This window comes from Streptomyces albidicamelliae, from assembly GCF_025642175.1.
GTDB lineage: Bacteria > Actinomycetota > Actinomycetes > Streptomycetales > Streptomycetaceae > Streptomyces > Streptomyces albidocamelliae.
The window spans coordinates 25,316-44,707 of the sequence record NZ_CP106797.1 but is presented as its reverse complement, the minus strand read 5'-3'; the positions used below and the strand labels follow the sequence as shown (position 1 = coordinate 44,707).

17 protein-coding genes are annotated in these 19,392 nt (G+C 69.7%); 10 read left to right on the top strand and 7 right to left on the bottom strand.

What is annotated here, in order from left to right:
• Positions 1-1,456 precede the first annotated feature (1,456 nt).
• From N8I86_RS38800 to N8I86_RS38765, 8 genes are all read left to right on the top strand, one after another.
• Positions 1,457-1,867 carry a hypothetical protein gene (locus tag N8I86_RS38800; RefSeq protein ID WP_263280350.1) on the top strand — a complete coding sequence of 137 codons (411 nt, stop codon included), beginning with the start codon at positions 1,457-1,459 and terminating at the stop codon, positions 1,865-1,867.
• 32 nt (positions 1,868-1,899) lie between these two features.
• Complete coding sequence (locus N8I86_RS38795) at positions 1,900-2,301, top strand: hypothetical protein (protein WP_263280349.1); 402 nt, start codon at positions 1,900-1,902, stop codon at positions 2,299-2,301.
• A 161-nt stretch (positions 2,302-2,462) separates the two neighbouring features.
• Entirely contained in the window at positions 2,463-4,628 is a 2,166-nt protein-coding gene (locus N8I86_RS38790; protein ID WP_263280348.1) for a hypothetical protein, read from the top strand.
• Between the two features lie 74 nt (positions 4,629-4,702).
• Positions 4,703-4,891, top strand: a complete 189-nt coding sequence (locus N8I86_RS38785; protein ID WP_263280347.1) for a hypothetical protein — start codon at positions 4,703-4,705, stop codon at positions 4,889-4,891.
• 20 nt (positions 4,892-4,911) lie between these two features.
• Positions 4,912-5,445: a DUF6197 family protein gene (locus N8I86_RS38780; protein WP_263280346.1), complete on the top strand. Its 534-nt coding sequence runs from the start codon at positions 4,912-4,914 to the stop codon at positions 5,443-5,445.
• A 142-nt stretch (positions 5,446-5,587) separates the two neighbouring features.
• Positions 5,588-7,624, top strand: coding sequence for an NACHT domain-containing protein (locus tag N8I86_RS38775; protein WP_263280345.1), 2,037 nt, complete (start codon positions 5,588-5,590; stop codon positions 7,622-7,624).
• A 177-nt stretch (positions 7,625-7,801) separates the two neighbouring features.
• Complete coding sequence (locus N8I86_RS38770) at positions 7,802-9,007, top strand: ParA family protein (RefSeq protein ID WP_263280344.1); 1,206 nt, start codon at positions 7,802-7,804, stop codon at positions 9,005-9,007.
• Positions 9,004-9,927: a ParB/RepB/Spo0J family partition protein gene (locus tag N8I86_RS38765; RefSeq protein ID WP_263280343.1), complete on the top strand. Its 924-nt coding sequence runs from the start codon at positions 9,004-9,006 to the stop codon at positions 9,925-9,927. The genes N8I86_RS38770 and N8I86_RS38765 overlap by 4 nt, the downstream gene beginning before the upstream one ends.
• A 299-nt stretch (positions 9,928-10,226) precedes the next feature.
• On the opposite strand, the gene N8I86_RS38760 is transcribed toward N8I86_RS38765, so the two are convergent.
• The 3 genes from N8I86_RS38760 to N8I86_RS38750 all read right to left on the bottom strand — a co-directional run bounded on the left by N8I86_RS38760 (position 10,227) and on the right by N8I86_RS38750 (position 12,897).
• Positions 10,227-10,643 (bottom strand): hypothetical protein, encoded by a 417-nt coding sequence (locus N8I86_RS38760; RefSeq protein ID WP_263280342.1) that lies wholly within the window; start codon positions 10,641-10,643, stop codon positions 10,227-10,229.
• Between the two features lie 475 nt (positions 10,644-11,118).
• Positions 11,119-11,793 carry a sigma-70 RNA polymerase sigma factor region 4 domain-containing protein gene (locus tag N8I86_RS38755; RefSeq protein WP_263280341.1) on the bottom strand — a complete coding sequence of 225 codons (675 nt, stop codon included), beginning with the start codon at positions 11,791-11,793 and terminating at the stop codon, positions 11,119-11,121.
• Positions 11,794-11,937: 144 nt separating this feature from the next.
• Entirely contained in the window at positions 11,938-12,897 is a 960-nt protein-coding gene (locus N8I86_RS38750; RefSeq protein WP_263280340.1) for an ATP-dependent DNA ligase, read from the bottom strand.
• Positions 12,898-13,015: 118 nt separating this feature from the next.
• Here N8I86_RS38750 and N8I86_RS38745 point away from each other — a divergent pair, with 118 nt between their 5' ends.
• The gene (locus tag N8I86_RS38745; RefSeq protein ID WP_263280339.1) at positions 13,016-13,537 is read left to right on the top strand and encodes a hypothetical protein; all 522 of its coding nucleotides are present in this window, start codon (positions 13,016-13,018) and stop codon (positions 13,535-13,537) included.
• A gap of 14 nt (positions 13,538-13,551) precedes the next feature.
• Here N8I86_RS38745 and N8I86_RS38740 read toward each other — a convergent pair whose 3' ends face one another.
• Positions 13,552-13,704 (bottom strand): hypothetical protein, encoded by a 153-nt coding sequence (locus N8I86_RS38740; RefSeq protein ID WP_263280338.1) that lies wholly within the window; start codon positions 13,702-13,704, stop codon positions 13,552-13,554.
• Between the two features lie 450 nt (positions 13,705-14,154).
• Here N8I86_RS38740 and N8I86_RS38735 point away from each other — a divergent pair, with 450 nt between their 5' ends.
• The gene (locus N8I86_RS38735; protein ID WP_263280337.1) at positions 14,155-14,649 is read left to right on the top strand and encodes a lamin tail domain-containing protein; all 495 of its coding nucleotides are present in this window, start codon (positions 14,155-14,157) and stop codon (positions 14,647-14,649) included.
• A gap of 148 nt (positions 14,650-14,797) precedes the next feature.
• Here N8I86_RS38735 and N8I86_RS38730 read toward each other — a convergent pair whose 3' ends face one another.
• The 3 genes from N8I86_RS38730 to N8I86_RS38720 form a co-directional block, all read right to left on the bottom strand.
• Positions 14,798-15,244 carry a peptidase inhibitor family I36 protein gene (locus N8I86_RS38730; RefSeq protein WP_263280336.1) on the bottom strand — a complete coding sequence of 149 codons (447 nt, stop codon included), beginning with the start codon at positions 15,242-15,244 and terminating at the stop codon, positions 14,798-14,800.
• A gap of 283 nt (positions 15,245-15,527) precedes the next feature.
• Entirely contained in the window at positions 15,528-15,650 is a 123-nt protein-coding gene (locus N8I86_RS38725; RefSeq protein WP_263280335.1) for a hypothetical protein, read from the bottom strand.
• Positions 15,651-15,823: 173 nt separating this feature from the next.
• Positions 15,824-19,258 carry a tetratricopeptide repeat protein gene (locus tag N8I86_RS38720; RefSeq protein WP_263280334.1) on the bottom strand — a complete coding sequence of 1,145 codons (3,435 nt, stop codon included), beginning with the start codon at positions 19,256-19,258 and terminating at the stop codon, positions 15,824-15,826.
• Positions 19,259-19,392: the final 134 nt, after the last annotated feature.

The following is a 19,392-nucleotide window of genomic DNA, read 5'->3' as shown; positions in this document are numbered from 1 at the left end:
GCGCGGGCGCGCTCTCCCTGGCCGCCATCCTCGCCATCGCGCTCGCCGCGTTCGAGGGCCTGCACACCTGGATCAAGGAGTCCGGACCCCGCCGGGCGGAGGCGGCCGCGCACCAGCGGGAGATCGAACTGCTCGCGGCCAAGGCGAACGCCGATGCCAACCGGCACGGCGCGGAAGCCGACGCCGCCCGCGCGAAGGCCCGCCGGGGCGGCGTCCCGCAGTCCAGCCACGACTACGGGCGCAGCACCCTGGGACGCGGCACCAGCACAGCTGGACGCGGCGCAGGCGGCGCAGGACGCGGCGCGGCCGGCATCGGTCCGGCCAGCACGCGAACGGGGCGCACCGGCCCGCACAGCGTCCCCGCGGGCCGCCGCGAACCGTCCCGAACCAACACCGGCAGCACGGGCGCGGGTTCCCCCGGTACCGGCCGCGGTGGCGGCTCCGCCGGGCGGCCCGGCAACGGCAGCGCACACGGGCGGAACAGCGGCCCCACCGGCAGCGGCACGGGGACCGGCACCGGCCGTGCCGGCTCCGGCAAGTCCGGCGGCAGGGCGGGAACCCCGGCAGCCGCTCGGGTCGTGGCGTCGGCCGGGGAAGCGGCGCGGACAGCGCCGGCGGCCGCGGCGGCCGCGGTTCTTCCAGCGGTGGTGACTCAGGACGGCGCTCGCCGCGTCAGGTCGCGGCCGACTGGTGGGGCAAGGGCAAGAAGAGCAACGGCACCGGCTCCACCAAGACGAAGAGCTCGGGCACGGGCGCCGCAGTCCGTGACGCGGTCAAGAATTCCAAGACGCCGCCGACGTTCTGGGACAAGCTCGGCGACCGCAAACGGGACCAGTGGAAGGCTCCCCGCTCCCGCGGCTCCGCTGGCGGTTCGGCCAAGGGCAGCGGCGGGACCGGCGGCCCCGCCCGCGTCAACGACGGCTGGAAGGCTCCGCACGAGCGCGTCGGTCTCTCCCAGGCGCTGTGGGAAACGGTGTCCGGCCGGTGGGAAAAGCGTCGTGAGCGCTGGAAGGACACCGGCGGCCCCCGCCCCCGCTCGTCGAGCGACCGCACCCGCCGTACGAAGCCGTCCGGCCCCTCGGGCAAGACCTCCACTCCCGGACCGGGACCCGGACCCGGGCCCGGACCCGGACCCGGACCCGGCCCTGGGCCTGGCACCGGGCCGGGAGCCGGGACCTACACCCCTCGGGACTCACCGTTCGACGCCGACTCCGGACCGGCCGTGACGATCACCGTGGAACAGGCCGGCCCCGCCCGCTCACACCGCCCCCGGTGGGAGCCCGACGCATCCGGCCGAGCCCCGCAGCCACTCCCGCAGCAGAGCCAGCCGGCCCTCCCACGCGCGCCGCAGCGCCCGGCCGGGCCGCGCCCCGGCACCACCCGCCGAAAGGAACCGATCGCCGTGCCCCCTGCCCCCGCCCGAACTGCCAGCACCCCCACGCCCGTCACAGCGTCCGTGCCCGCCACCCACGGCATGGCCGCCCGGCACGCCACCGACATCACCCTCGACCAGGCGCTCAAGACGCTGACCGAACTGACCACCTCCGGGATGGAGACACACGACGACTGCACCGTGCTCTCCCTCCAGGCGCGCCGTCTGCTGGGCGACCTGGAGACGATGGCCCACGACCTGGCCCACACCCACAACGTCCGCGGCCAGCGCACCACCCGGGCCGTCACCGTGCTCATGGAACAGGTCGGACAACTGATCAAGGCAGCCGACCAGATGGCCCGCGACGCCCTCGAGGCAGCAGAGCTCGCCGAGGCGGAGGAAGCGGACATGGCCCGCGACTACCGGCCCACCCAGGCCGCGAACGCCGACGCCGGTCTCGCCGCTCCCTCCGCCCGCATCCACAACGAGAACTGACCCCCACACCGACAACAAGAGGGAGCACGCGCATGGGGCAGATTGCACCCGTCGGCGACGACGGCGACGCCAACGGCTACATGGGCCTCGCCACGAAGTTCACCGCCCTGCAGACCACGGCAGCGCACCTGCTCGAACACGCGGAACTCATCGCGCAGCGCATGCGGGCCAACGCAGCCACCGCCGTCCGCGTCGCCGAACTGTCGGCGGCCGCCGAGGTCGACCCCGCACACGTCGCCGCCGTCACCGACGTCGCCGGCGCGTTCGGGCGCGTGGTCGGCGGCTGCAAGAACCTGATGGGCGCGGTCGACGGCGTCCACCAGGCCGCCGGAAACCTCAAGGCCGAGCACCGGGCCGAGTACGGCGCCATCCACGACGCCGCCACCGCATCCAAGGCCCGCCAGGCCCGCCCCGGCTTCTACCAGCTGCCCTGACCCCACCGAACCCCGCTCGTGGGGCCGCGCCCGGACCACCGGACGCGGCCCCACGGCATTTCCCCGACCACCCACCGCCCCGTACCCGGGGCCCCGCGCCCCGCGGGCAACTGGCGCCCCCCTCCGAACGCGAAAGGGACTGATCCGCTGTGATGCGCAGGATGCCCACCCGGGCGAAAGTCGAGATGGCCGCCTACGGAGCATCCGCCGCCGCCCTCGCCGTCGTGCCCTCCATGGACCTGCCGGCCGCGCACGCCGCAGCAGCCGCGATCAGCGGCGGCAGCCTGTGGTGGCTCTACCGCAAGACCAAGACCCGCGACTTCGCCCGCACCATCAAGTCCGCCCAGCGCCTCCTCGGCCCCGTCACCGCGGGCGCCGTCTACGCCGCCTGCGCCGCCGTACCCGGCCGGCCCTGGTGGGAGACCGCCCTCGCCCTGGGCTGGGGCGGCCTGATGACCGCAGCCCTGCCCATCACCCGCTCCACCTGGACCCCGCCCAACGACACCCCCGCCGCCTACCCGGCCGGGTTCACCGGCCTGGTCATGCGCCTGTGGGACGACGCCGAAGTCGCCCCCGGAACGTGGCTGGAGAACATCGAGCAGCTGATCTCCCCCGCCCACCCCGACTTCACCGCCGACATCGTCGCCCCCGTCGGCAAGCCCGTGCCCCGCATCGACCCCGTCACCGCGGCCGCCGCGTTCGGCGTGCCCACCGACAGCGTCACCGTCACCGACATCCCCCACACCGGCCCCGGCCGCATGCGCCTGACCGTCACCTCCACCCGCCGAAGCCACGGGCAGAGCATCGAAGACGTCTGGGCGCAGAAGGTCGCCCGGCCCGGCGGCGCGATCCCCGGCAGTCACATCGTCGAAGTACGCCAGTACCCCGCCCAGGGGGACCTCCCGGCGCGCGGCATGATCCTCGCGGCCGTCGAGCCGGGCGAGGTCGCCCGCGTCTCCCACGGCCAGCTCTGCTCCGCGTTCGGCGTCGAGCCCGAAGAGCTCCGCCTGGTCGCCGAATCACGCGGCCGGGAAGTCCTCGTCACCCTGTACGAGTCCGCCCCGCTGAAGGCCTCCCGCCGCGCCACCCGCGACCTGCTCACCCTCGACGCCTACGGCCGCTACACCATCGGCACCGCCCACGACGGTAGCGACGCCAAGGTGAGCATGCAGTCCGCCGCCGGCACCCTGCACGGCTTCCTCGTCGGCGTGACCGGCTCAGGCAAGACCGTCACGCTCGCCCTGATGTGCGCGGCCTGGGCCCTGGCGGGCCTGGCGAACTGGGTGACCTCCGCCCGCCCCGACGCGCAGATGTCCGCCGTCGGCCGGCACGTCGACCGGCAGGGATCCGGCGCGCTCTTCACCTGGTGGATGCTCAAGACCGCCCTCGCGCTCATGGACATCCGCGGCGAGATGAACACCGAGGCCGGGCACGACTTCTCCGCCCACTCCCCCTACCCCGGCCTGGTCCTGGTCCTGGACGAGTTCAACAGCCTCGTCAACGACCCCCTCTTCGGCGACGACATCGCAGAGTGGACGGACATCCTCGCCCGCGAGGGCCGCAAGTTCGGCATCGGCATCGTCTTCGCCGGCCAGTCCCTGAACCTCACCAAGCTCGGAGGCAACGCCAGCCTGCGCGAACAGGTCCAAGGCGGCATCGGCGTCGTCCTGCGGATCTCCGGCGGCATCGCCGCCCGGCAAGCCACCGGCGGCCTCGCCGGAGACGCCGAACTCGCCGAGATCCCCGACCGGTTCAACGCCTCCATGACTCTGCTGGACCGCATGAACGGCACCGCCAGCACCGTGCCCGGCGACCCGACCCAGGGCGTCGGCCACACCGTGACCGGCTCCGACGCCACCATGATGCGCTGCCTGCACGTCCACCTCCCCAAGGACGGCTCCCCCGACGGCCTCGGCGAGATCTTCCCGGCCAGCGGCGCCATCAACACCCTCACCGACCGCGAGATCGACGCCCTGACCGCGCTCGGCCTGTGGCACGACTGGACCACGCCACCCCCGTCCGACACCGACGGCAGCCCGGCCCCCATCCCGGCCCCCAGCAGCCCCGCCGAGAGCATCGCCACGTTCACCCAGCCGCCGGTGCACACCAAGCCCAAGAAAACGACTGTCAAGGACCAGATCCTGGCCGTCGTCACCCGCGAGATGACCGCCAAAGAGATCCGAGCAGCCGTCGACGCAACGCCCGGCACCGTCCGCAACGCCCTCAGCGACCTCCTCGCCACCGGCAAGCTCACCCAGGTCGACCACGGCCTCTACGCCCCCGCCCCGACCCCGGCCACCCTCACCCCCGGCCTGGACACCGACTGACCCCCATCACCGCCACGTGGCCCCCGGCACTCCAGCCGGGGGCCACACGCATCCCCCGCCCCGAAAGGACCCCAGTGATCGTCTCCGTCTCCGCCGCCGCGCTGCTCCTCGGCATCGTCATCGTGCTGATCCGGCAGGGCTACGTACGACTCGGCTCGGCCGCGGCCTGCATCGCCTTCGGCTTCTGCCTCGCCTCCACCGGCCTCGCCCCCATCATCACCAGCGCCCTCACCGCCGTCGCCCGCCTCGCCTCGCTCCACTGACCGACCCCAGGAGACACAAGGTGGCCGCCGCCCTCCGCACCGCCCAGCCACAGCAGACCACCGCCCCGGCCGGTCAGCCGCTCACGCTGGAAGCACGCCTCGCCGCCAGAGAAGCCGACATGACCCTGCGCCTGGAAGCGGCGGCCATCGCCCACGAGGTGAACACCGCCCACCTCGCCCTCGACCCCGTCGACCTGGCCGACATCATCATCGTCCCCGACGCACCCGCACCACCGCCGCCCGCCGCCTACACCACGCCCGTAGCGGCCCTCCTCGAGCGCGCCCAGCACCGCATGCGGAGCGCCGGCTGGTGCGCGGGCGCCCTCACCGACGACGAAGGACGCGTCTGCATACTCGGCGCGATCCGAGCCGAAGCCGGCGGCGACCGCGCCCTCGAAGCCGACGCGACGACCGTCGTCCTGGACTCCATCCGCCGCCGCTTCGGCGATCATGTCCCGTCCGTGCCCGCCTTCAACGACGCACACGGCTCCGGGCGCACCCCGATCCTCATGGTGGGTGAGGCTGCCCGCCTTGCCGATGCACGCTGTCTCTGACAGCTCCGGACCTCTTGCCTCGTACCTGGCATCACCGGTCACCCCCACATTTGGCATGTGGGTACCTACAGCACTGTCACAGTCCGGCAGCGAAGACGGCGAATGGCCCGCCCAACCTGCTGTGTTGGGAAACATGCCTGCCATGGAACGATCGCGGCGGAACCGTCGGGCAGCCACCACTTATCTCCTTCTGCAGGTGCTGGCCGCCACGGTGGCACTGTGGTTGGCCAAGCATTTCCAGGTTGCCCGGCTGTCCGCCACGCTGGTTGCCCTTGCCCCCACCATGCCGGCCGCCTATCTAGCTTGGGCTGCCTACCGAGAAGACCGCGAAGAGGCCGCGGCCGACCTCGAGGCGAAGGCAACCATGCTGGCCAACTCGGTCGCCGCAGCAGAAACACTTCAACGCGCGCAACTACTAGGCCCTGGCGCCCACCGGATTGACTTGGCCTTCAACCTTCGCGCCGAACCCGCCAACAACGCCACCGGTGGCGCTCCTTATGGCCGCTTCACCGACATCGTGAGCTACTACAAGAGTCTGCGGCCAGCCCGCCTCGTGATCACCGGGGAACCAGGTGCCGGTAAAACCCTGCTAGCCCTGGACCTCCTGCTCGGCCTGCTGAGTCACCCCAACCGCACCCCGGCCGATCCCATACCGATCCGCCTTTCCCTCGCTGGGTGGGAGTCTGACCGCCCTCTCACGGAGTGGCTGACCGAAAAGGTCCACCAGCACTACCGAGACCGCGGTGTTACCGCCGCCGATGCGGCAGTACTGGTCGAGCAGCGCCGCATCTTGCCAGTCCTCGACGGCTTGGACGAGATGGACACCGATGACACCCCGGCCGCCCGCCGCCGCGCTGCCCGGGCTCTGCAGCAGCTCAACACCTATCAGGACCCAACTGGCAGCGCCCCCGTCATCCTCACCTGCCGCACTGCTCAGTACGAGCAACTGACCGCCCTCGATGTGCGAATGAGGGAGGCTGCTCGGATCGAGATCACCGCCGTAACGCCCACCCAGGCCGATGCGTATCTGACCGCACGCAGCGTCCGGCCCGACCGCTGGAGGTTGGTTCTCGACACGCTTGCCACCGTGCCCGGCGGCACCCTGGCTCGAGCCCTTGACACGCCATGGCGGCTCAACTTGGCCGTGACCGCCTACGAAGAGCGCCATCCCGAGACCCTCGCCTACCTCCGTGATCCCGCGGACCTGATCGCCATGGCCTCTCCCAGCGCGGTCCGCGACCACCTCCTGGCTCTCTACCTGTCCGCAGCCAGCAGCCAACACCCCACACACCCCCGTGGCTACCGACCCGACCGCACGCACCGCTGGCTCGCAGCACTCGCCGCCCACCTTGCGACAACCCCCGCAGCCACCGGAAGCGGTACCGACCTGGTGTTGCACCGTCTGTGGCCCATGGCTGGCCCCCGGCGGGTCCGTACTGCTGATGCCCTTATAGCTGCGTTTGCAGCCGCAGTCTTTTACGCCCTGTGGTTGACCCAGGTGCCCATAGGCCTGTCGACCTCCCAATTGGCTGGAGGGACACTCGGGGCACTCGTAGCTGTTGGTCTCGTCTGGCATGCCAGCCGCCCCGTCGGAGATCCCGAGACTCTCCAGGTTCACCTTCTCCGAACTCCAGCAGGCCGTCGTCAGATTGCCCCGGCGATCGCCCTCCAGTTTTTGGGTGGCCTCATGGTTGGCGTCGTATTCGGCCTGCTGGTCGGTCTCGTGGACGGTCTCCGAGCTGGTCTCGTGGTCGGGTCCGTGATCGGACTCGGTTCCGGGCTGACGGTCGGATTCCTGCAAGGGCTGACAGCGCCTCTTCGTGATGCTCCGCCGACAGATCCTCGGTATCCGCTCCGAGACACCTTGATCGTCGCGCTGGTGACCGCTTCCGTGACCGGCCTCGGGAGTTGGCTTGCGTTCGGGTTCATGATGGGGCCCGCCCTCGGCGTCCTTAATGGCGTGGGGGCCGGACTCGTATCCGGGTTTTACCTGGGAACGGAGGACGTTGGACGGCGGTACTTGGTCTTCCTCTGCTGCTCCCGGAGACAGCTGCCGTGGCGCTTGGGACCTTTCCTGAATTGGGCCTACGGGGCGGGCCTACTGCGGATCTCCGGCGTGGCGTACCAGTTCCGCCATCGAGAACTGCAGGACTGGCTTGCAGCACACCCCAACCCGTAGTCGGGTCTGCTGGCTCCTACGGGCATGGCGATACGTCCGCCACTGGACCAGTCACCACGCCGGTTGGTGGTGCTTACCCGGTAAGCACCACCAACCGGCAGGAGCTAACGTCAATCTGGGTGAAAATTGCCGCCCTTCAGTCGATGACCGGCCATGCGCGGCAGTATGCTGCCGCGCATGGCATCTCCTACAACAGGAGGTGAGCGCGAGAAGCTCGTATCCAAGCTGCCCGCTCCCCTCCGGCAAGCCCTCAAAGTCCGGGCAGCACAGCTCAGCACCGACGTTCAAGACGCCGTCACCGACGGCATCCACGCCTGGCGCGCCCACCCCGAAGCACTCCCTGCGATCGACACCGCGGGAGCCGAGTCCTTTGGAACCTGGCTGCCCGAAGGCCTGTACGACGACTTCAAGCAGGACTGCGCCACCCGCGGCGTCTCCTACATCCAGGGCCTCGCGCAGTCCGTGGCCCTGTGGCTCGAGCAGAACCCCGCAGACGACGAGACCGCCCCCACGCGCCGCATCATCGTCTGCAACCAGAAAGGCGGCGTCGGCAAGACCGCTGTGACCGCAGGCCTCGCCCAGGCCTTGGCCGAAGCCCGCCAGGAACCGCAGGACAAGGCCGGCAAGACCACGGCACTCGCCACCGCCGCAGCCGGTCTCGGGCTCCGCGTCCTCATGGTCGACTACGACCCCCAAGGACACCTCTCCCACCAACTGGGGCTCAAAGCCATCCCGGCAGGCGCCGAGAGCCTCATCACCCACATGCTCAACAGGGAGCAGGCCCGCACTCCCCTGCTGGACCTCACCGTCGTCATAGACGAAGCCCGCTTCGGCGACCGGCTGCGGATCCTGCCCGCAGCATTCGATGCCTTCCTGCTGGACTCCGGCCTCACCATGTTCCGCGGACCCCGGCACGCCGCACTCGAACGGGCCCTGGCCCCGCTGGAAGAGCACTTCGACGTCATCGTTATCGACTCGCCCCCCAGTCTCGGGCTGGCCATGGACGCCGCCATCTTCTACGGACGCCGGCGCGACGGAGAGAAGCCCGGCTCGTCCGGCCTGGTGATCCCCGTCGAAGCCGAAGACACCTCCGCGCAGGCCTACGGCATGCTCATCAACCAGGTCGACTCGCTGGCCGGCGACTACGAGATCAACGTCGACCAGCTCGGACTCGTGGTCAACAAGTACGACTCGCGGCGCGGCTTCATCGCCACCTCATCGCTCGACAAGTGGAAGAGCCTCGGCTCTCCACCCGTCCTTGCGGTCATCGGCGACCTGAAGGAGCAGCGCGAAGCCGTACGGCTCCAGCGCGCACTGCTCGCCTACGCCCCCGAATCCGACCAGGCCCACCACATGCGTGAGATCGCCCGGAGGCTGTCATGAAGAAGTCCGAGGCCCTCGGCGGATCCGCCACATTCGACGCCGTCGCCCAGCCGATGAGCAGCCGCGCCGCCAGCTTCGCCGCCTTCGCCGGACAGACCTCGACGGCCCCGGCCGTCTCGCACAGCTCCCTGCGGGTCCCCGTCGACAAGTTGGCACCGAACCCCTACAACCCCCGCGCCACTCTCGCTGCCATAGAGGAAATGGCGGACAGCCTCACCAGCAAGGGCATCATCCAGCCCCTCACGATCGTCACCCGCGAGGCGTTCCTCGCCGCGCACCCCGATCACGCACAGGACCTCGCGTCGGCCGAGTACGTCGTCGTCGACGGTAACCGCCGCCTCGCGGGCGCCAAGCTCGCCGGCCTCGACGATGTCCCCGTCCATGTCGATGACGCGCTCGCCCAGGATGCCGACACGCTGCTGGAGACCGCCCTCATCGCAGCTGTCCAGCACGAAGACCTGGAGCCACTCGACGAGGCCAAGGCCCTCGAACAGCTTGTCCAGGTCCACGGCTCGCAGCGCGCAGTAGCCCGCGCACTCGGTAAATCCAGTGGCTGGGTCACCCAGCGTCTCGCCCTGCTGAAACTCACGCCCGAACTCAAGCAGGCACTGGAAGACAAGGCGCTCCCGGTCAAGGTCGCCCGTACCGTCGGCCAGCTGCCCGAACAGCAGCAGCAGAGCGCTGCGGACGAGGCCCTGGCACAGCGGGCCAAGCAGAAAGCCGCGTCCAGCCGGAAGCCGAAGGGTGCTTACCCGGTAAGCACTCCTGCGACGATCGCCCCCCAAAGCCCGGACGGCGAACTCGCCACCGTTTCCGACGAGCAGCGCCTGGACGACGATCTGGCGGCTCTCGCCGCGGATCTCAAGCGCCGCCTCACGCCGAAGCAGATCGAAGGCCTAGTCGAGCTGCTCCTCGACTGAGCCCTGGGTGCTTACCCGGTAAGCACCTGGCCGGATCCCGTAGGCATCACCAGCATCCGCGAGATCGAGTGGGTCCCCCAGAGCGGATGCATCGCCTGCGTCAGAGCAGACCCGCCGCTTCTTGCAACCAGGAGCGGCGGGTCTGTTTTGTTTCACCGGTCGTCAGCTCGGCGGTAATCCGCCCAGTACATCTCCCCTCGCGCTGCGCGCTGCCAACGCCCCTGCTGGTGCCGTGACCATGCGTCCCACTCGTGGACGGAAGGGTGTCTGGTGAGAGCCCTCGGATTTGAAGGTGCCCGCTATGAGGCAAGCGCCGTTCTGTGGTCGGTGTCCCGAGACGGTGCGGAGGGCAGTTCCGGGCGAAGCTCCTCGGGAGGCAGGACGAGCCGGGGCAGCGTGATGGGGCTGGAGTCGTAGCGGGATTTGCGGTGGCGGGCGTACCACGCGCGGAGACCGGCGCGCATGCAGGCCCGGCGTGCGGCACGAGCACGCCGATTCCAGTCGCGACGCTGTGCCTTCCACCGGCGGTGCGTGAGCCGGGCGGCGTGCATCTGCACGGCGTCGGCGGAGTCTCCAGGGTGCATCGCCTTGATCACGGTGGCGGCCGCGTTGGCGCCGGTGCGGATGAGCAGGATCAGCGCGCTGACCCCGATCAGCGGTATGACGACCTTCAGCGGTACGCCCATCGTCAGAAGGTCGGAGATCAAGCCGTTCATGTCGTCCTCGTCAGCGGGGGCGCTGCGGTGGCTCCGGCTGGTCACCGGCCCGCTGGCCCCTGTACCCGCTTTCAGACGCGGAAGGGGCCCCCGATCACGTGGGGCCCCCAACCTGATTGCAGGTCGTCGTTACCTCCGAGCCACCTGCTCCGGCAGGTCTGTAACAACGGGCTCCCCGATCTCCGGCGCAAGGACCAGCTTTGGCAGCCTGACAGCCGACTTGGGCGTGAGAGCCTCCATGATCCACGCCCAGACGGCGGACAACGCCGCGAGTACCTTAAGAAAAGTGTTCCGCACGATCGCTCCTCCAGTGAGCGGCTGGCCTCGACTTCATCTCCTAGAAGTCCTGACAGTCAGGCCAGCCTTGGCTCCGGTTTCTGTTGCAGCAGAAACCGGAGCCGGGCGAGCTAGCTCGCCCCGCCCCGGTACGAATGCGGCGTGACCGTCTCGTACCGGAGCGGCGCGCTCTACCGCGTCAGTCCTGTGGGTTCCGTGGTGGCTCGAACCCCAGGTGCTTGAACTTGCCCGCACTCCACGCCCTATTGAGCTTCTGCAGGGCCCTCCACTTGATCGTTGCGACCCGCGCCTTGGTGCTGGGCGGGTCGAGCCATTCCGCGGTGACCTTGTTGTCCTCGCCCAGGATCTGACCCAGCACCCACACGTCCAGTTCGCGCTTGTTCAGCACGCCGGACTCCCTGATCCCGCGTACGGCCTCGATCAGGTCGTGGTTGTAGTAGAGGACGTTCGCGACCTGAGGGTCATCGGCCTGGGTCAGATCGAGGGCCTGGTCGCCGATCAACACGTCGATCGAGGTCCTCAGCTTGGACAACTCGTTGGTCACACAGCGGTTGAGGTACGAGTCCAGGTGGTCGACCGGTCCGTGGTTCAAGATCCGTGCGTGGTACGCGATGATGACCCGCTGCCACATGTCCTCCGCGTTCGCATGGCCGGCCTTCCGGGCCATCCGCGATACGTGCATCTCCTTCTGCTCCATAGCGCGCACCAACTGCTCATGCGCTTCGGTCGAGAGGATGCGAGGCGTCGCGGCCGACGACCGAGCGTCCGATGCACTGTCGTCGGCCGTACCGGACGACACCTGCATGGACGGCTCGGAGGATGCCGGGTACTCGCCGTGCATCTCTTCGGGCATCTGGTTCTCCAGGGGTTGCTTTCCGACTGGACAACACCCCTCAGTCGCCTGGAAGCGCCTGTATCACCACGTCCCCAAAAAAATGTTCCTGCGGTGCTCGTCGCACCGCGCACGCACTGGCGCGTCGTACCCGAGTGGGCTGTATCAGTCGAGCGGTGAGGACAAGCGTTCGATGTCGCCCGGTTGAAGGTCGGGACGGGTGCGGTGGAAGCGGGCGGGGTGCCGCCACCGGCCGCCCGCGTCGCGGGCGACGTCGACACCGACCTCGACCACCAGGTCGGGCCTCACCAATGTGACGTCCAGCAGCTGGCGGCTGCCCCACCCCGCAGAGAACGTCCAGCCCGCCCACGGGTGGCCGTTGCTGGCCGGGGTGAGGAGAGCGGCGGCGGCACTGGCGGTGGTCCGGGCGAGGGTGGTGGTGCGGCCCACGTACTGCAGGTGGCCGGCGGTGTCGTAGCGGCCGAGCAGGAGCGTGCTCGGGGCGGTGAGCGGGCCGGTGACGGCGCCGACGGCGGCCTCTGTCGTCTCTCTCGTCTTGTACTTGCGCCAGCTCCTGGCCGCCGGCCGGTATGGGCTGTCGAGCCGTTTGAAGACGACGCCCTCGATGCGGACCGATCCCCACGTGAGCCACTCGCGAACCAGAGCGGGCTCGGTGGTCGACGGGCACAGCGCCCACGGCGCCAGCAGCCCTCGCGTGGTGAACAACTCCTCGAGCGCGGCCCGGCGCCGGATGTAGGGCCAAGCGGTGGTGTCGGTCCCGGACATGCGCAGCAGATCGAAGGCCACGAACTGGGCCGGCCACCGGTCGGCCGCCCGGACGGCCGCGGCTCCGCGGCGGTGCAGCCGGTTCTGCAGCTGCTCGAAGGAAAGCCGGCCCTGCTCCCAGTCCCACACGATCAGCTCACCGTCCAGAGCCGTCTGATCCGGCAGCTGGCTCGTGCCCGCCACGATCTCCGGGAACGCCGGCCCCATCTGGGCGCCGCGCCGGGAGCGGAGCACTACGGTGCCCGCATCGACGGAGACGCCCGCGCGGAACCCATCCCACTTCGGCTCCGCCGCCCACCCCGCGGGCAGCTCCGGACTGTCCACGGCCACGGTCAGCATTGGCTCGGGCAGGGACCACGTCATGCAACAAGCTTTCCACCACACCTTGCTGGCACCCCGCACGGAATCGCCTGCACCCGCCCCTGACCATGGCGAATGAGACATCACAATTTCGTTTGTGACGAAAGTAAGCCCAGGATCCCCGGATGACCGCACACCCGACACGGCGGTACTGGGTGAGAGTCACGAGACGACGACCGTGCGCGAGCAGCTGCTGGAGCGCTCGTGCGAGTGGTGCGGCGAGCCGGTCGCCTACAGCGGCCGAGGCCGGCCGCCGCGATACTGCTCCCCGGTGCACCGGCGCCGGGCATGGGAGGTCCGCTCGGCCGAGGCCCGCGCCGACCGTCCGGTGAGCGAGGGCGGCCGCAGTCGCGAGCCGGTGCGAGAAGTGGTGGAGCGCACCGAGACGGTGGTCCGTACCGTCACGCGTCCCGACCCCGGATCCGCCCCGTCCCGAGCGCAGCCGGCACGACGCCTGAGCGGCGAGCCCTACACGCTGCCCGAGGACGCCATCGAATGGATCGAGGCCCTCGCCGTCCTACGCCGCGAAGTGACCAATCCCCGGGTCGCTCCATTTCGCGAGCACATCGCCCGTGCCTGCGAGAGAACCCTTCAGGCACTCCGCGCCGAGCAGGGCTAGCGCGCCGACGACGGTTAGTCGTCCGGGGTGGTGTTCAGAGCGCCGCACGACCAGCACGTCCACTCCCCGGGCAGTTCGTAATGGGTGGTGGACCAGAAACCCTTGGGACGCCCTCGGATGTAGTTGGTCTCCCAGCATTGCCAGCAGTCGAACTCGAACTCCTCCACCCGCGCAGCATGCCCGCCGCCGACGATCGCGAAGAGCCTTTTGCGGAGCTTGGCCGGGACCGGCGGGTGAGGCTGCGTCGGCTGCAAGACACTGAGGCCTGTTACTCACTTTCGGGTGAACGCGTCTGCGGTGGCGGGGTGGCGCGTCCTGGCGGCTTGCCGCCCCAGGCCCATGATCTCGCGTCGACTGCACCTGATGTGTCGTCAATCTGGGATATCTGTCGCATAGATGGTTGTTACACGCGAGTGTCACGGATATCTGGTGAATCTGTAATCACGTGCGCATTTCCCTCACATCGTGGGGGTGGGGGTTGCAGGGTGTGGGTGTGCGGCCGACCGGTTGCACACCAGCACAACGCACCCTCCTGGCCTGCGGTTTCTGGTGCCCGGGCCGGGCTGGGGTGTGCGCACTGAAGGGGGACCCTGGTGTCCGTTTCTTCTGTTCGTCGTATGACCGCTGTCGCCGCTGTCGCGGCCGCCGCTGTGGGTGCGGTGGCGCTGCCGGCTTCGGCGGCCGACCACCACCCGGGCCGCGCCCGCGCCGCGGTGTTCATCTCGGAGGTGCAGTACGACTCCCCGGGCCGCGACGACCGCTCGAACCGGTCGCTGAACAGGGAGTGGGTGGAGATCACCAACTCCACGCGCCGGGTGGTGAACCTGGACGGCTGGACCCTCGAGGACGAGGACGGCCACAGCTACACCTTCGACCACTTCCGACTGGACGGGCGCTCCACCGTCCGCGTCCACACCGGTATCGGCCGTGACAGCCGCACCGACGTCTTCCAGGACCGGCGGAACTACGTGTGGGACAACTACTCCGACACCGCGACCCTGCGCAACGACCGGGACCGGTTCGTCGACGAGGTCTCCTGGGGCCGGCACCACGACCACCGTGGAGGCGACCACCGCCACGGCGGTGACCACCGCGGCGGGTACCGCCACTGACCCCCCTACAGTGGCGGTAGGTGACGCCGGCCGGTGAGCCGGCGCCCAAGGCGGGGCCGCCCCACGTTGTGGGGCGGCCCCGCCTGCCGTACCGGCTCACGCGCGCCGATGCGCCATGATCTGTCGCGGCGTCAGTGCCTTGAGGCGGTCAGGCGCCGCAGGGTGTGTCGTTGTTGCGCAGGCTGTGGGTGGTGTCGTTGAGCTGGTAGGAGCGCAGGTCGCTGATGGTTCCGCCTTCTCGTCCGACGCAGACGTGCCGGCCGAAGTAGTTGTCCTTCTGGTAGACGCGGGCGGTGCGGCTGCTGTTGTTGATGACGGAGCTGCCGTTGCCGCGGATGTAGTCCGGCAGGTGCCGTACGGAACCGTCGACGGTGCGTTTCACGTAGGGCTGGCCGTTGAAGTTGATCTCGGGGTAGATGCAGACGAAGCCGCGCGGGCAGGCGATCTGGTCCCGGTGCGCGGTGGAGGCGCCCGCAGTGGTCGCGGCATGGGCGGGTGCGAATCCGATCAGTGATGCGGCCAGGACGGTCGGGACGACGGCAGCGAGCAGCGTGACCGCACCGGTGTTGGGCCGCTGTCTACGCAGAAGTTTCATGACGTGCGCCTGTCCCGGCGGAACGGTTCACCATTCCGACCTCCGCTGATGTTCATTCAAATGAGCGAGCCGAGCCCGTCCGAGGGGTCGGCTCAGCTCGAAAGTTCCTGGTGGGCAGGCTTGTCGTCCCTGGGAGTGCCGAGAGGGACTGCCGCGCTCCCGTCACCAGGACGGGCAGGGGAGCCCCCACGGGTTGACAACCCGACAGGTCGGGCCGTGTCGGTCTGCCAGACTGCGGGGTAATGGCTCACCGCCCCTACCCGAACCGCGAACGTGCCCGCCGTCAGGTCGACCGCCACAGTGGTGCCGTCACCAGATGGGCGTCGACGCGCATCCGCACCGACGTCGCGACTCCCGCGCTCCGCTTGGCGGACGGCTTCTGCGCCGGCGAGTACCACCTGTCCACGCGGTGATCCTGGGCCTTGGCCAGCCGCAGGTGAGGGGTTGAGCTCCTCCCAAGCGGCGGGGCGTCGGCGAGCTGGCCGCGGGAGCGACCAGGACGAGGGATGTCGTCCAGATACCTGCATCGCACCGTAGGGGCCGGGCGACGGTGTGCGCGATGTGGTCCGCTGGGCGTCCTCAGCTTCGAGACGTCGGCCTGAACTCCAGCTTCGCACCGATTACAGCCCGCTTCTGCCACGCCAACGTGTAGGCCTGCCGGATCACTCTGGCCAGCCGATGATCGGTCCCGAACCGCCCTGCGCACAGAGTTAGATTCTGCCGAAACAGAATGATGGCCTGGTCCAAGTCGCCCGCCAAGCGGTGAATGTGGGCGAGGTTGTGGCGGCTGGTGAGGGTGTCGGGGTGTTCGGGGCCGAGGATCCGGGTGCGGTCTTCGAGGGTCTGCTTTAGGAGGGGGATGGCGCGGGCGTGGTCGCCGGCGGCCTGGTAGGCGCCGGCGAGGTTGTTGCGGGTGGTGAGGGTGTTCGGGTGGTCGGGGCCGAGGATTCGGGTGAAGGCTTCGAGGGTTTGCTCGAGGAGGGGGATGGCCCGGGTGTGGTCGCCGGCGGCCTGGGAGGCGCTGGCGAGGTTGTTGCGGGTGGTGAGGGTGTCGGGGTGTTCGGGGCCGAGGATCCGGGTGCGCTCTTCGAGGGTCTGCTCGAGGAGGGTGCTGGCGCGGGTGTGGTCGCCGATGGCCTGGTAGGTGCTGGCGAGGTTGTGGCGGCTGGTGAGGGTGTCGGGGTGTTCGGGGCCGAGGATCCGGGTGCGGTCTTCGAGGGTCTGCTGATGGAGGGGGATGGCGCGGGTGGGGTCGCCGGCGGCCTGGTAGGCGTACGCGAGGTTGTTGCGGGTGGTGAGGGTGTTTGGGTGGTCGGGGCCGAGGATTCGGGTGAAGGCTTCGAGGGTTTGCTCGAGGAGGGGGATGGCGCGGGTGTGGTCGCCGGCGGCCTGGTAGGTGCTGGCGAGGTTGTTGCGGGTGGTGAGGGTGTCGGGGTGTTCGGGGCCGAGGATCCGGGTGCGGTCTTCGAGGGTTTGCTCGAGGAGGGGGATGGCGCGGGTGTGGTTGCCAGCGGCCTGGTAGGTGCTGGCGAGGTTGTGGCGGCTGGTGAGGGTGTCGGGGTGTTCGGGGCCGAGGATCCGGGTGCGGTCTTCGAGGGTCTGCTGATGGAGGGGGATGGCGCGGGTGGGGTCGCCGGCGGCCTGGTAGGCGTACGCGAGGTTGTTGCGGGTGGTGAGGGTGTTTGGGTGGTCGGGGCCGAGGATTCGGGTGAAGGCTTCGAGGGTTTGCTCGAGGAGGGGGATGGCGCGGGTGTGGTCGCCGGCGGCCTGGTAGGTGCTGGCGAGGTTGTTGCGGGTGGTGAGGGTGTCGGGGTGTTCGGGGCCGAGGATCCGGGCGCGGTCTTCGAGGGTCTGCTTTAGGAGGGTGCTGGCCCGGGTGTGGTCGCCGGCGGCCTGGTAGGCGTACGCGAGGTTGTTGCGGCTGGTGAGGGTGTTCGGGTGGTCGGGGCCGAGGATTCGGGTGAAGGCTTCGAGGGTTTGCTCGAGGAGGGTGCTGGCGCGGGTGTGGTCGCCGATGGCCTGGTAGGCGCTGGCGAGGTTGTTGCGGCTGGCGAGGGTGTCGGGGTGTTCGGGGCCGAGGATCCGGGTGCGGTCTTCGAGGGTCTGCTCGTGGAGGGTGTTGGCGCGGGTGTGGTCGCCGATGGCCTGGTAGACGTAGGCAAGGTTGTTGCGCGTGGTGAGGGTGTTCGGGTGTTCGGGGCCGATGATTCGGGTGAAGGCTTCGAGGGTTTGCTCGAGGAGGGTGCTGGCGCGGGTGTGGTCGCCGATGGCCTGGTAGGCGCTGGCGAGGTTGTTGCGGGTGGCGAGGGTGTCGGGGTGTTCGGGGCCGAGGATCCGGGTGCGCTCTTCGAGGGTTTGCTTTAGGAGGGTGATGGCGCGGGTGTGGTTGCCAGCGGCCTGGTAGGCGCTGGCGAGGTTGTTGCGACTGATGAGGGTGTTCGGGTGGTCGGGGCCGAGGATTCGGGTGCGGATTTCGAGGTTGTGCCCGAGGAGGGGGAGGGCGCGGGTGTGGTCGCCGGCGGCCTGGTAGGCGCTGGCGAGGTTGTTGCGGCTGGTGAGGGTGTCGGGGTGTTCGGGGCCGAGGATCCGGGTGCGGTCTTCGAGGGTCTGTTGATGGACGGTGATGGCGCGGGTGTGGTCGCCGATGTCCTGGTAGGCATTGGCGAGGTTGTTGCGGGCGGTGAGGGTGTGCCGGTGTTCGGGACCGAGCACGTCTTCGTAGTGGGTCTGGGCGCGTTGGAGGTAGCTGATCGCCTGGTGGACGAGGCCTTGGTGCCGGAGGAACAGTCCCGTTTCGTTAAGGATGTAGGCGGTGGCGGGGGTGTCGGTGTCTTCGTGGGTGTGGCGGGTGTGGGCGTCGATGTGGGGGAGGAGTTGGCGCCAGGTGTCCCAGGACAGCGGGTCTTGGGAAGTCGTTGGCAGGTTCTGGGCGAGGTGGGCGACGGCGTTTTCGCGGGCCTGGTCGATGAGTTCGGGGGTGCGGTGTGGGTCGGTGGGGTCGGGGGTGCGGGCGAGAGCCTGGACGAGGCGGTGGACGGTGATCGTGCCGGTGGCGGGGTCGGGGCTGATCATGCTGTAGGCGGTGAGCAGCCCGAGTGCCTGGTTCGTCTGGACGGGCTGGCCGTCGCCGAGGGTCGCCAAAGTGGCCGGGATGGCGTCGGGGGCGTACCAGGCCAGGCTGCGCAGCAGGTCGACGGCTGAGGGCTGGCGGGTGGCGATGTGGTCGAGGGTGATGTTCCAGACCCGGGCGACGGTCCGTTCCGCATCCGTCAGGGCGCCCGCCTGCCCATACATCTGCGCGGGATGTTCGGCGAGGAGCTGGAGGTAGGTGCGGGGGGTGGTGAACGGGGTCTGCGCGATGTAGGCGGCGGCCTGTTCGACGGCCAGGGGCAGATGCCCGAGTTCCGCGCAGAGTTCCGCGGCGCCGTCGAGATCGCGGGGACCTGTGCTGGTGATGATCGAGGTGAGCAGGGCCACGGACTCGTCCGGGTCCAGGACGTCGAGCCGGACCAGCGAGACGTTGGCGCCCCAGCCGTCGCCGAGCCGGCTGGTGATCAGGAAACGGCCACCCAGCGCCCGGACGAGCAGAGAGCTGATGTGAGCGGGGTCGTTGACGTTGTCGAGGACAACCAGCCAGCCGGTATGCGTGGCCAGCCACTGCAGCCCGTACTCGGCCAGGGCTTCGACGGGCAGCACCTTCAGTGCGGGCTGCAGCGCCACGGCCAGGTCGGCGAGTCCCTGCTGGATGCCGGCGGGGCTGTCGGCGGTGAACCAGCGCACGGGCTGGTGCCCGTGGTCCCGGGTTGTGGCCCAGTGCGCGGCCAGGGTGCTCTTGCCGATGCCGCCCAGCCCGTGCACGGCCTGCACCAACGCCACACCCGGGCGGGCCAGTGCGGCATCGAGGCGATCGAGTTCGCCATTCCGGCCGACGAAGAGATCCGGGCGCCACGGCAGGTCGTCCAGCCCGTCCCGGGCCTCTACCTCCGACGCCGGCCGCAGAGCCTCAGCTGGCAACTCCGTCCTCGCGTTGTAGATACCCGCAACGGCAACGCTGTGCGGGCCGACCGCCGTGGCATCCCCCGTATGCGAGGCGATCTGCCCCACCCCGGCTGTACTTCCCTCGACAGAAAGCGGGGCTGACGGTACTG